A 12,331-nucleotide genomic window follows, 5' to 3' on the forward strand; every position below is an offset into this window, starting at 1 on the left:
GATAGCCCTCGATGAGAGGAGTGCGGCTCCTGGTTATTGGGTTGCTGCTCGGCTATTGACGGTGTGGGGCACAGGCGTCACGCGCTGCCGTCGGCGGTGTACACAACCGTCACCGCGCAGGGGAGTCGGTGACGGTTGTGCGCATCGGTGACGTTTGTGGGTGACGGTTGTGTGCGATGGGGTTGCGGTCCTCGGATGTCGGTGATCCGGAGCGGTGGTCGGCGATTCCGCCGATCCCTTGTCCGTGTCGAGGTGGGTATCGTACGCTCGAGCCGAGATATAACGACCATCATAATAAAAGGATTGTCGCCGTGCCGATGATCTCGCTGACCGTGCCCGAAGGCGTACTGACCGCCGAGGCCGCCACCGAACTCCAGAAGACGCTCGCCACGACTCTGCTGCACTGGGAGGGCGCCCCCGACAACGCGATGTTCCGCGCGCTGGCCTGGTGCCGCATCGACGAGGTGCCGGCGGGCCGGTTCGCCAGCCTGGAGGACGATCTGCCGCGCTTTCGCGTCGACGTCACCGTGCCCGAGGGCGCGCTGTCCGACCGCCGCAAAGAGGGCTTGATCAAGCAGGTCACCGGTGATGTCTCGGCTGCGGCCGGACTCGGCGAGCACGACGGTCTGCGCGTGTGGGTGCTGATCCACGAGCAGCCCGAGGGCACCTGGGGTGCGGCCAGCAACGTGATCCGCTTCGCCGAGCTGAAGAAGCTGGCCCAGGCCGCGGCGCAGCAGGGCTGACCGGGCGACCCTCATGCGGCAACTCGCGCTGATCCGGCGCGGCGAATTGCGGCGGCAGGAAGTCGCCGGAATGTGCACACCCGTCACACATAACCGTCACGGCTGTGCAGAAGCGTCACCGAATGGTCGACTCTGCGTCGACTGTGTGCATCGGTGACGGTTGTGCGTGACGGTTGTGCACGTCGACGGTGCGAGGGGATCGCCGTTCCTGCCGGCACCCTTCGAGGAGAACCATGAGGAGCCGGATGTTCGTCACGCCCGGAGAGCTGAGGTTCGATGACGTCGACGAACCGGTGCTCGACCAGTAGTGAGTTGACCGGGCCGTGAGTTAAGAAAGGGTATGACGTGAACGCTGAGTACGCCAGGATTCCCCAGATCCCGCAGGAGTCGACGGAGTTGCTGCGACGCGTGGTGCCGCCGCCGAACCGGCCACCGCTGCTGTATCTGGCGATGGCCGCCAACCCGGCGGTGCTGCGCGCCTACGTGGAGGGCCCGATCCTGGGGCTGCACGGGCTGTTGCATACCGGACAGCTGCCGGCCGATGAGCGGGAGTTGTGCATTCTGCGGGTCACCGCCAGGTGCCGGGCCGAACACGAGTGGGGCGTGCACGTGGCCTACTTCGGGAAGACCTCGGGGCTGTCGTCGGTGCAGGTCGCGGCCACCGTACTCGGCGAGAGCGTCGAGCAGCCGTGGACACCGCGGCAGCGCGCCATCGTCACCGTGGCCGACGCGATGGTCGACCTGCGGGAGCTGACCGATACCGAGCTGGCGGAGATCGACGGTGTCCTCTCGGTCGCCACCCGCACCGAGATCGTGGCGATCGCGGCGCAGTACCTGGGTATCTCCGCGACCTGCCGGGCCCTGGGACTGCCGCCGGAGCCTGGGGCACCTCGCTTCCCGGACGCCGTTTCGAACTGAACAGACGCCGGGTGCCGCGCGGGGGCATACTCTGTGCGACACCCGGCGCCGGTCAGGACGTACGCGGGCGGGCGATCCCGGTGGTGAGGGCCTCTTCGTCGGTGCGCCGGTCGGGGTGGTCACGCTCGCGGAACTGCCGGATGCCTTCTGCCATCTCCGGGGAGTCGATGAGCTGGTTGAACAGGGCCGCCTCGATCTGCAACCCGTCATCGAGCGGCGCATCGAAGCCCCGGATCGCGGCCTCTTTGTCGGTGCGGATCGCGCCCTGAGGCAGCCGGGCGATCTGTGCGGCCAGTTCCTGCGCCCGCGACAGTGCGGTGCCTGAGGGCACCACCTCGTTGACCAGCCCGCTCTGAAGGGCCTCGGCGGCATCGATGACGCGGCCGGTGATGATGAGCTCCATCGCCCGGCGCCAACCGAGGATCCGCGGCAGCCGCTGCGAGCCGCCGTCGGCCAGCCCGATGTTCCAGCGCCGGCAGGTGACCCCGAAGGTGGCGTGCTGATCGGCGATGGCCATATCGGTCCAGCAGGCCCATTCCAGCCCGCCGGCATAGGCGACGCCGTTGACCGCGGCGATGGTCGGTTTGTAGATGTCGGTCCAGCGCGACGGGCCGAGGATTCCGGGGCGTTCGCCGCGGGCATGGGCGGCGCGGTCGGACTCGGTCATCGGCACCACCGGGATTCCCTCGGCGAAGGACTGCAGGTCGCCGCCGGCGCAGAAGGCCTCGGTGCCGCGACCGGTGAGGACTGCCACCAGTGCCGAATCGTCCGTGCGGAAGCGGTCCCAGGCGTCGACCAGCTCGTCGTTCATCACCCGGCCGATGGCGTTCATCCGGTCCGGTCGGTCGAAGGTGATGGTGACGACCGGACCGTCCTGGTCGTAGCTGACGAACTGGTAGGGATCGGCGGGCATGAGGGGCTCCTTCTGTCGGCTCTGCTGAGCGGGATTACTGCTGAGCGGGATTACTGCTGAACGGGGTTGCTGCTGAATGGGTTGCTCGGGGGTGCGGTACGGGTGGGGTGGGATTGTGCTGGGTGTGGTTCCGCCGCCCTCGGTCATGGAAGGTCCACGGTCCCCGAAGGGGGCTAACGCGGGACGTCGGGGTGGACGTCGGGATGCACTGCGGCGACCGTCATCCGCCACAACTGGTCGACGACGTCCGCGCGAGATGGGCTCGGATCGGTGGTCAGTGCGGTGACGATGACCAGCCGGAGCGCACCGAAGATGCCGGCACCGGCCAGGGTCGGGTCGACGCCGGCGGGCAGCTCGCCGGCCCGTTGCGCTGCGGCGATGTTGCGGGCACTGGCCGCGACCACTCCGGCGATGCGGTCGGCTTCCAGTCCGGCGACGGTGCTGTCGCGCTCGAGCAGCTGATAGATGATCGGAGTCAGCGGCTGCTCGTAGTAGAAGTCGACGCCGAGCACGGTGCGCGCGTGTTCGCGGGCGTACCAATCGCCCAGTTCACGCAGGTCGACATCGAGGACCTCGCGATGCAGATCGGCGAAAAACTCTTGTACGACGGCGCTGATGAGGCCGGACTTGGAGCCGAAATGGTGGGAGACCAGGCTGGGCACGACTTCGGCCTGGCGGGCGATCGCCTGCATCTCGACGGCACCGGCGGTGTCGAGCAGGCAGGCCTGCGTGGTGGCCAGAATGCGCCGACGGGTCGCGATGGACTTCGGTGTGGGGGTGGCTTTGGGCGTGGCAGCAATCACATCAGCATTGAATCAAATTCAATTCAATTCTGCAAGGCTGTGCCGAGCCGAGACCGCCGGGCGGTCTCACGACAGCGAGGCCTGTTGCAGGGCCGGCTCAGGACGGCCCGGCTCGGTGCAGCCCGGCTCACGGCAGGGCGGCGGCCCGGACGGAGTTCAGCGGCTCGATGGAGCGGCGCAGTTTGCACATGATCAGGGCGCCTTCGACGGTGTGGATGGCGTTCTCGGCGTCACGGCGCGCCTGCGGAGCCGGGGTGCCTTCGGCGGCCCGGATACCCGCGATGATGTCGATCCATTCGTCGATCACGGTGATCGCGGTGGTCCGGATGCCGTCGGAGAGGTCGTCGTCGAACGCCGCCGCGGCGATGGGGCAGCCGCCGCGGAAGTCCGATTGCCGCAGTACCTCGGCAAAGTAGTCGCACAGCGCCACGATCACCTGCTCGTAGGACAGGCCGTCCTCGGCGAGCCGCCGCAGCCGGCGGGTGATCCGGTCGCCGGCGATCCGGACGGCGGCATCGATCATCTCTTCCTTGCCGCCGGGGAAGTGATGACCGACCGAGCCGCGCGGTGCGCCGGAGTGCTCGATCACCCGGGAGAAGGAGGTGCCCTGGATACCCAGCGACGGCAGCAGCTCGGCCGCACTGGCGATCATGCGTTCGCGGGCATCGGACCGCCGACCCATTCTGCTGCTCCCTCGTACTTGCCGTGATCCCCGCGGGGCGGGCACCGACTGTGCTGCAACGGTACTCGAGCCGTGCAGGTGCGGCCGGGTCCGATGCGGAAGGTGGACTACTAGGTGATGGTGACACCACCGTCGACCGGGATCGTCTGCCCGGTCACATAGCCGCCGGCCGGTGAGGCGAGCCAGACCACGGTCGCGGCCAGCTGGGCGGGATCGCCCATGGTCTTACCGAGCAGAATCCGGTGCGCGGTGGCGGCGACGTACGCCGGATCGAAGGCATCGGTCATCTCCGAGGCGAAGAAGCCGGGGGCCAGTGCATTGACGCGGATGCCCTTGCGCGGGCCCCACTGCTGGGCCAGGTCGCGGGTCAGGCCCAGCACCGCGGCCTTGCTGGCGCTGTACGCGGCTTGCGGTAGACCGGCTGTGGTCAAGGCCAGCGCACTGGACAGGTTGATGATGGAGCTGCCCGGTGACATCACGCGCCCGCACGCCTGCGCCATCCAGTAGGAGCCGTGCAGATTGATGTCGACCACGGTGCGGAACTGTTCGGGTGTCTCCCGGGTCGCCGGCACCGCGCTGGCGATGCCGGCGTTGTTCACCAGGATGTCGACGCGGCCGAACTTCTCCAGCGTTGCGGCCACCAGGGCTTCGCAGTCGTCGGGGACGGTGACGTCGGTCGTCACCGCCAGCGCGCGGCGGCCGAGGGCTTCGACGGCCGCGCTGGTCTCGCCGAGCCGGTCGATGCGCCGGGCCCCCAGGGCCACGTCCGCGCCGGCTTCGGCCAGTGCGGTGGCGAAGTGCACGCCGAGTCCGGAAGAGGCGCCGGTGACGATCGCGACCTTCCCGTCGAGAGAGAATTGATCCAGGACAGACATTGGCTGGGCCTTTCGTGTCGCGGTCGGTCAGATCTGCAGATCGCGGACGAAGACCGGCTTGGCGTGACGTTCGACGATGCGTTCGGGCAGCTCTTCCCAGTCGAAGACGTCACTGACCACCGCGCGTGGATCGACCTGCCCCGAGGCTGCCAGTTCCAGGGCGGCCGGGATGTTCGGGCGCACATTGTCGCGAGCGATCCGCAGGCTCATGCTGTTGAGGTACATCTGGAACAGCGGCAGCTCGCCGGGACGGAAATGGTTGCCGGCGCTCTCGCAGAAGCCCTCGGGCTTGATGGAGGTGGCCGCGACGGCGAGCTGGTCCACCCGGCCGGTCGCCTCGATGGCCAGGTCGAAACCCTTGTCGACGGGGCCGGTCTCGGCGACGGCGCGGGCGCCGAAGGTCTCGGCCAGCGCGCGGTGCTCCTCGATGGGCGAGACGAACAGGACATCGGAGGCGCCCAGTGCCCGTGCGATGTCGCAGACGTACAGACCGATACTGCCGCGGGCCACCACCATCACCGACGCGCCGGGCATCCGTTTCAGGTGGGGTGCGACCAGACGCCAGGCCAGACTCCAGTTGTCGCTGGCCGAGGCCATCGCGATCGGGTCGAGGCCGTCGAGCAGCGGCACCAGCATCGCATCGGCGTAGGGGACCTTCACCAGGTCCGAGAACAGCCCGCCCCACTCACCGCCGATCGGTGCGCCGTACATCGCCATATAGGGCACCGAGGTGCAGTGGGAGGTGTGCCCGGCCAGGCACTGTTCGCAGGTGCCGCAGTTGATCGCCCAGGGGACGACGACGAGCTGGCCGGGCTGCACCGCGGTCACATCATCGGCAACCTCGACCACCCGGGCCACGCATTCGTGACCGATGGCGAAGGGGGCCGGGATCGGGCCGTGCCCGGCCAGGATCTGCGTATCGACATCGCACGTCGTCGCCGCGACCGGAGCGACGACGGCCTGCCCCGGTCCGTCGATCACCGGGTCCGGCGATTCGCGCCATTCGGCCTGCCAGCGGCCCGTGTACATGAGTTCGCGCATGATCGATCCTCCCTGCGGGGTGCAGTGCTGCACCGGTTCTCGCCGGCCGCGGGACGGTTGCGGCGGCCTGGGCAAACCAGATCATATGATGGCCGTTATAGCAAGGGGTGGGCCCGGAGGCCGGGGGCGCGGCGGAGGTCAGGTCGCGGCGGCGAAGGCGCCGTGGAAGGTCATCGGGATGTGCCGGCGCAGGGTCGCGGTCGCGACGGGGCCGTCGCCCGGGCGTTCCGCCGCCAGGATCAGGAGCCGGGAGGTCTTCTGGGCGGGCAGATGTTCGACGGTCAGCAGCCAGCCGGTGCCTTCGCGGCCGGCGTCGGGGTCGGCGGCGAACAGCGGCTCGCAGATGGTGTCGCCGTCGGCGCAGGTGTAGGTCGAGCGGGTGCCGTCGCGATGGTCCAGGGTCGTGATCGAATCCGGATCGCCGCCGGCCCGGGAGGCCTCGGCAAGGTAGCTGTACCGGTGCGGCCGGGTCGCCCAGCGCTGGTCCAGTTGCGGGAACTCGCAGCCCAGATCGTTGAGCGGTTCGCGGATCACGCGCCGAGAGTCGCGACCGATCACCAGTCGGGTGAGCTGTCCGCCGAAGGCCGGGCCCGGATTGCCGCGGTAGTCGTGCAGGTGGGCGTTCCATGCCGCCCAGCCGCCGGCCGGGTCGTGGGCCACCAGCTCGACCACGGTCTCGGCGCCGGCGTCGTAGGCGTTGGTGACGTGGAAGTGGAACAGCGAGTCGTACTCGAACCGGATGGGCTTTCCGCCGTCGCGGGGCAGCAGCACGATCGTGGTGCCCAGCTCCGGCTTGTACGAGAGCGCGTCGTCGAACGGCCGTCGCCCGAACAGCACGGGCAGCGGTTTGTTCACCACCAGTGGACCCAGCACGAAGACCAGGTAGCGCGCGGTCAGGGCGAAGTCGTGGATGAATCCCAGTTTGGGGATGGGGACCGTGCCGACGCCGTGCAGGCGGCCGGTCTTGTCGAGGCGGTAACAGCGGATCAGCGGCCGGGGGTAGAAGTCCAGGCCGAAGTTGAACACCTCGCCGGTGCGTGGATCGGCCTTGGGGTGGGCCGAGAAGGCGCCGAGCCGATTGAGGGCGCCTGCGAAGGATTCGGGCCCGTGGGTGGCCAGGGTCTGCGGGTCGAGCCGGTGGGGTCTGCCGCCCTCCCACAGGGCGTACAGCCAGTCGCCGTGCACGAGCACATTGGTGTTGGCCATGTTCTCGGGGAAGCGCAGGGCATTGGCCAGGGCGCCCCCGGCCCGCTGGGTGCCGAACCCCTTCGGCAGCTCGCCGGTGCGGTTGCCGCGGCGGTAGGTCTTGGTCCGCACGTACCGGTTCCGGTAGGCGATGCCGTCGTCGTCGATCCGGAATCGGGAGACCATGCCGTCGCCGTCGAAGATGTGCCCGACCGGGTGTCTCCCGACGTCGAAGCGGCCGGGCCCGATCCGGTACAGGGTGCCGCGAATCTTCTCCGGGATCGTGCCGTCGATCTGATCGATCCGGTAGTCGAACTCGGCGAACTGCGAATCCCACGGCGAGGCGCCCAGGTCATCATGGCGGCGCAGGTCGGCTGGAACAGTCATGCTAAAAGTGTCTCATAAACGATCCGTCGCAGGGGTTTGATGTATCGAAAGGCTCGATACAATCGACGAGTGTCGAATGAGGAGCAGATTCTTGATGCGGCTCGCGCTGTCGTCTGCCGGGTCGGGATCAGTGCCATGACGCTCTCCGAGGTCGCCCGGAAGGCCGGGATCAGCCGCGCGACGATGTACCGGCGGTTCGATTCGCGCGATGCGCTGATCGGCGCGCTGGTGGCGGCCGAGCTCGGCGCACTGGAACGGCTGCTGACCGGGCGCATGCGGTTCGCCGACGAGCCGCGCCAGACGGTGTACATGCTGGTCCGGGAAGTGCTGGACGCGAACGCCCACAACGAGCCGCTGCAGGCGGCACTGCGGATCGACGGGGCGGCCCTGCTGCCGCTGTTGATCCGGTCCGGCTCCGCCCCGACGCTGGTCGACGTCGTGACCCAGCGTGCGCTGGCGCACATCACCGACTCGCCGCTGGCCGAGAAGCTGACGCCCGACCCTGAAGCGGCCGTGGAATTCATGGTCAGCGCCATCTATGCGCAGCTGTTGTCGCCGGGGCTGTATCTGAGTCACGGGCAATTGGCGACCTATGTCAGCGAGGCCGTCGTTCGGGAGTGAAGGCCGGCCTTACCGAAGTTCAGCGACGACGACCGCCTTCAAAACTGCCACTGGCGCGGTGATCGAGTGCGTCCATGCTGCGCTCGGGAAGGAAATGGCCGGATGTCGGACAGGGTGTTCCGCGCGTGTTCAGGTGTGCAGCCAGCATCCCGATGGAGCTGATCGTCGTGTGCTGGGTGCACCGCGGGCACCGCGCCTTCTTCGGCTCCCTGGAAGCCGACTTGCGGCGTCGACGCGCGGGTGTCGACGCTGGTCGATGCTTTGCCGTGGCAGCTCGCTGAACGCACCTGCTGCAGCAGAGCGATGTCAGGTTGATCTCCGTAGCTCGGACGCGCTTCTTACATCCGTGGCAGAGGCGGGTCTGCGGTTTGGCCACATGCATCTCCTGTCTCGGTGCGCCGGAGTTTAATCGGCGCATCGGCGACAATGACTGAATCGAAAGATTCTGACCCCCCCGATGATTTCGGGGATCACGTCTGCCGTGACGGGGTCCCGTAGTTCCGGGTAGCTGGGGAAGACGCTTTCCGTAGGGTCCCTCGCTCCGGGTCCTAGTCGGACGGTCCCGAACCGGCGGTTCCCGCTAAACGCAGAACGGTTCGGTGGACAACGGGTCTTGCGTTGCAGCGGCGAGCGCCGGATCGGTACCGTGCCTGCGCATCGCCGGGTCGGCAGCGCACGACAGTGGCATCATCGCGGTGAGAAAGGACTTCCATGGCAGATAAGAAGCAGCCGTCCGCGATCACGCCGCTCGACCGGGACGCGCTCATCACTGTCTCCGATGGCCGCAACACGTACATCATCGCCCGCAACGGCTCCTGCGCCGCGGTCGCCGACCCCATCAACGCGATGCTGGCAGAATCGCAGTGGCCTCCCAAGCACGAGGGCAAGTCGCGCCGGATCATTGCCGCCGCACTGGCGGCGATCGTTGCCGCGGTGATTGCCGTTCTGGTGGTCGCAGCCGTCACTGCAAGTCCCGGATGGAATGAGGCGTTCAAGTGGGCGCTGCTGAGCGCGGGCCCCCTTGTATTGCTGGTGGTGCTTGTCGGGCAGCTGCGACAGGTCGACAGACATGTTGCCCCGGGCATGTGGCGGGGCGCTCTTCAGCCCCTCGCTGCCTGGGGACTGTATCTGGCCTCGACGCTGTTGCTCATCTTCGCCGCGGCCGGCACCGATCCGCCTTTCTCGGTCTTCCTGGTGCTGGCGATCGCCATTCCGCTGTGTCTGGTCGTTGGCGTGGTGGTCATCCTCGTAGGCCCGGTGAATCGTGGGCTCTCCGCGCCGCCGGCGTGGAAGCAGAAGAGCTGGGCGGTCGGGGCGTTCGTCACGATTCCGGTACTGGCGCTCATCACGGTCGGTATGAACGACACGGAGATCCTGACCGACCTGACCATGCTGCTCACGGCGGCAGCATTCTTGATCCTGCAGACCGTCATGATGTCGGCGGCGGTCGGGCGCAACCTCTTGCACGTGCCGGTGGTGTGCCTGCGAAGTCCGGATGAGGATGCTTGACGTCGCCGTCCAGTCATGGCCGAGGCGGTCGCCTCTTCGTGATGACCGACGTGATGCGCAGAATCAGCGGACTCGACTCCGTCAGGTCTCCGTGGGCAGAAGCGTCACGCACAACCGCCGCACGTGTGCATAGGTGTCACCGATCATCAGATTCGGCGACGGTTGGGTGCGACGGTGACGGTTGTGCGTGACGGCTGTGTCGGGTGCGGGTCTGGATATGTCCGGCGGCAAGCGGTCTGTAGTGATCTGGGTAGCCGCCAGTCCGGACGTCGAGCGCATGCGGCAACGACTGCCGCAAGCGCTGAAAGTCTGGACTGGCGGCCTGGGGAACGGTGAGTTCCTGGACTGTGATTCGGGAGGAATCCTGCACTCGCTCGAAAAACCTCGATGACCTGCGTGTTTTCTATAGTTTATCCGCGGCTAGGTGTACTTCCCCGACACGTTGTGAACATCTGAGGTAAGACGAAGACCTCCGGGCAGGATGTGGGTTACCACACTCACCATCTAGCCACGGAGGTCTTCGTGACCCACGCTAACGCACCCTTGACGCCAGAGGGACGCCGCCGCCTTGCTTCACTGGTCGTGGACCAGGGCTGGTCACTGCGGCGCGCTGCCGAACGGTTCCAATGCTCACCGGCCACCGCCAAGCGGTGGGCCGACCGCTACCGCGCCGGCCAGGTGCTGACCGACCGCAGCTCCCGACCCGCCCACTCACCGGCCCAGCTGCTCCGCCGCACCGAACGACGGATCATCAAACTGCGATACACCCGCCGGTGGGGACCACACCGGATCGCCTATCACCTCGGTATCCCGCGCTCCACGGTCGGCCGGGTCCTGGACCGCTACCAGATGCCGCTGCTGGCCAACATTGACCAGGCCACCGGACTGCCGGTACGCAGACCGGCACCGAAACGGTACGAGGTCGACCGCCCCGGCCGGCTCGTGCACGTCGACATCAAGAAGCAGGGCCGAATCCCCGACGGTGGCCGCTGGCGCGTCCATGGCCGCGGATCGGCCGCAGACCGCAAGGCCGGGACCGCCCGTGATCGGGCGGCCCGCGCGGGAGCCCCAGGCTCGCGTGGCTACCGATACCTGCACCACGCCGTCGACGACCACTCCCGGGTGGCCTATTCGGAGATCCTCGACGATGAACGCAAGGAGACCGCGGCCGGGTTCTGGAGGCGGGCGAACGCCTTCTTCGCCGAGCGCGGCGTGAGCGTGACGGCGGTGATGACCGACAACGGCGCCTGCTACCGCTCGGCACTGTTCGCCGAAGCCCTCGCCGCCACCGGGATCAAGCACAAGAAGACCAGGCCGTACCGGCCCCAGACGAATGGGAAAGTCGAACGCTTCAACCGGACCCTGGCCACCGAATGGGCCTACGCGAAACCCTATGCCAGCGAAGCCGAACGAGAAGCCGCCTACACCGCCTGGCTGCACCATTACAATCACCACCGACCCCACACCGGCATCGGCGGCCACGTCCCCTCAGCCCGCGTTCACAACCTCACGGGGAAGTACAGCTAGGTGCGCGCCCGGGGTGTCGCGAACTTCCGTGAAACACGCGGAACGGATCGACGAACTCTGACGACGCTGACGATCGTGGGCGCCGTTACTCACAGCAAAAGAAGCCTGACGGGCGCACCACGGCGATCGACCCGTTCAAACGCGGCGACATTGACCTCCTCGACACCACAAGTTCGGGCTCGCGCGAGCGCCGGATCCACGGACGGGCGCTCCGGGTAGTGCTGGCTCGTCACTGATCGCGGCAAAGACGACGCCGTCTCCCGCATGGAAGTGATGGTCGACACCACAGTCGGATTCAGACTCGCCGAACTAGATCTCCGGTCCACGGGGCCGGCGCTCTCTATCACCCTCAAACGCGAAGTTGAATTCGCGCTCGGCGGCGACGCCGCCTACCTCACACGGGGGTGAGTGCCGAATCCGATGCGATCGATAGTGGAGCCTCGGCGAATCACCTGAGGAACAGTGCATGGTGTCGAAGGTGCATGCCGATGGACTCTGAACCACGCCGTCCCGGTACGATTCGGCGATGGCATGCACTGTATGTGGTCTCGGCGGGCACAATAGTCGGACGTGCCCGGGGGAACATCAGCCCTGCTCGATCTGCGGCAAGCCGACGGCGAACATGAGCGAACCTGCGGAGCGACACGACAGAAGTTTCTGCTCGCCCTTCACCTCGGGTGCATGTTGGACCGCGGGTGCCGACGAGGACATGCTCGTATGCGAAGGCTGCGGCGACCAGATCGACTCCGATACGACCCGTATCGATTTCAACGGCGAGGATTGGCACGAAGCCTGTTTCGAGGTGAGAAGCGGGCCGCGGTACTGCTGCGGAGCGATGTACACCGATGGCGAAGACACCTGCCTGAGTTGCGGCGAGCCACTCTGAGCATGGCGGCACAACTAACTCCAGAGGCGAAGTAACGCGGCGAGTCGTCTAACGACAGGGCGCCGTCGCGACCGCGAGCTTGAGAACATGGCCGCCCAGCTCCCTGCCAGGTTGGCTGCTGGGCTTTGCATGTCTGACGTGGGTTCTACCCTGTTCGCGTGCGCGTCCTTCGGCTTGTCAACGGCGGGCGAAAATCGACCCCCTATCGACGGTTGAAAATTGACCCCCTGATGGTTGTTTG

11 protein-coding genes are annotated in these 12,331 nt (G+C 67.2%); 5 read left to right on the forward strand and 6 right to left on the reverse strand.

Going from position 1 to position 12,331, the window contains the following annotated elements; all coding sequences use genetic code 11:
* The first annotated feature begins 317 nt into the window (after positions 1-317).
* Entirely contained in the window at positions 318-743 is a 426-nt protein-coding gene (locus tag GOHSU_RS14420) for a tautomerase family protein (protein ID WP_245551760.1), read from the forward strand.
* Between the two features lie 345 nt (positions 744-1,088).
* Complete coding sequence (locus GOHSU_RS14425; RefSeq protein WP_005943340.1) at positions 1,089-1,661, forward strand: carboxymuconolactone decarboxylase family protein; 573 nt, start codon at positions 1,089-1,091, stop codon at positions 1,659-1,661.
* Between the two features lie 52 nt (positions 1,662-1,713).
* Here the strand turns inward: GOHSU_RS14425 and GOHSU_RS14430 are convergent, their stop codons facing one another.
* From GOHSU_RS14430 to GOHSU_RS14455, 6 genes are all read right to left on the reverse strand, one after another.
* Positions 1,714-2,574 (reverse strand): enoyl-CoA hydratase/isomerase family protein, encoded by an 861-nt coding sequence (locus tag GOHSU_RS14430; RefSeq protein WP_005943343.1) that lies wholly within the window; start codon positions 2,572-2,574, stop codon positions 1,714-1,716.
* Positions 2,575-2,747: 173 nt separating this feature from the next.
* On the reverse strand, positions 2,748-3,377 hold the full coding sequence (locus tag GOHSU_RS14435; protein WP_005943345.1) for a TetR/AcrR family transcriptional regulator: 630 nt from the start codon (positions 3,375-3,377) through the stop codon (positions 2,748-2,750).
* A 127-nt stretch (positions 3,378-3,504) separates the two neighbouring features.
* A complete protein-coding gene (locus GOHSU_RS14440; protein ID WP_005943347.1) occupies positions 3,505-4,059 on the reverse strand; it encodes a TetR/AcrR family transcriptional regulator in 555 nt (184 codons plus the stop codon).
* Between the two features lie 110 nt (positions 4,060-4,169).
* Positions 4,170-4,934, reverse strand: a complete 765-nt coding sequence (locus tag GOHSU_RS14445) for an SDR family NAD(P)-dependent oxidoreductase (RefSeq protein ID WP_005943349.1) — start codon at positions 4,932-4,934, stop codon at positions 4,170-4,172.
* 27 nt (positions 4,935-4,961) lie between these two features.
* Positions 4,962-5,975: a zinc-dependent alcohol dehydrogenase gene (locus GOHSU_RS14450; RefSeq protein ID WP_005943351.1), complete on the reverse strand. Its 1,014-nt coding sequence runs from the start codon at positions 5,973-5,975 to the stop codon at positions 4,962-4,964.
* 138 nt (positions 5,976-6,113) lie between these two features.
* Positions 6,114-7,547, reverse strand: coding sequence for a carotenoid oxygenase family protein (locus GOHSU_RS14455; protein ID WP_005943353.1), 1,434 nt, complete (start codon positions 7,545-7,547; stop codon positions 6,114-6,116).
* 69 nt (positions 7,548-7,616) lie between these two features.
* Between GOHSU_RS14455 and GOHSU_RS14460 the strand changes: the two genes are divergently transcribed.
* The 3 genes from GOHSU_RS14460 (at position 7,617) to GOHSU_RS14470 (ending at position 11,204) form a co-directional block, all read left to right on the forward strand.
* A complete protein-coding gene (locus tag GOHSU_RS14460; RefSeq protein ID WP_024332985.1) occupies positions 7,617-8,168 on the forward strand; it encodes a TetR/AcrR family transcriptional regulator in 552 nt (183 codons plus the stop codon).
* Positions 8,169-8,879: 711 nt separating this feature from the next.
* On the forward strand, positions 8,880-9,677 hold the full coding sequence (locus tag GOHSU_RS14465; RefSeq protein WP_005943357.1) for a hypothetical protein: 798 nt from the start codon (positions 8,880-8,882) through the stop codon (positions 9,675-9,677).
* A 522-nt stretch (positions 9,678-10,199) separates the two neighbouring features.
* On the forward strand, positions 10,200-11,204 hold the full coding sequence (locus GOHSU_RS14470; protein WP_005943359.1) for an IS481 family transposase: 1,005 nt from the start codon (positions 10,200-10,202) through the stop codon (positions 11,202-11,204).
* Positions 11,205-12,331 lie beyond the last annotated feature (1,127 nt).

It is taken from the genome of Gordonia hirsuta DSM 44140 = NBRC 16056, from assembly GCF_000333015.1.
GTDB classification, from domain to species: Bacteria; Actinomycetota; Actinomycetes; order Mycobacteriales; family Mycobacteriaceae; genus Gordonia; species Gordonia hirsuta.

Excerpts from the sequence above, each read along its gene's own strand:
- GOHSU_RS14420 (WP_245551760.1), top strand. The coding sequence starts at position 318 with ATGATCTCGCTGACCGTGCCCGAAGGCGTACTGACCGCCGAGGCCGCC.
- GOHSU_RS14430 (WP_005943343.1), bottom strand. The coding sequence starts at position 2,574 with ATGCCCGCCGATCCCTACCAGTTCGTCAGCTACGACCAGGACGGTCCG.
- GOHSU_RS14440 (WP_005943347.1), bottom strand. The coding sequence starts at position 4,059 with ATGGGTCGGCGGTCCGATGCCCGCGAACGCATGATCGCCAGTGCGGCC.
- GOHSU_RS14445 (WP_005943349.1), bottom strand. The coding sequence starts at position 4,934 with ATGTCTGTCCTGGATCAATTCTCTCTCGACGGGAAGGTCGCGATCGTC.
- GOHSU_RS14450 (WP_005943351.1), bottom strand. The coding sequence starts at position 5,975 with ATGCGCGAACTCATGTACACGGGCCGCTGGCAGGCCGAATGGCGCGAA.
- GOHSU_RS14455 (WP_005943353.1), bottom strand. The coding sequence starts at position 7,547 with ATGACTGTTCCAGCCGACCTGCGCCGCCATGATGACCTGGGCGCCTCG.
- GOHSU_RS14465 (WP_005943357.1), top strand. The coding sequence starts at position 8,880 with ATGGCAGATAAGAAGCAGCCGTCCGCGATCACGCCGCTCGACCGGGAC.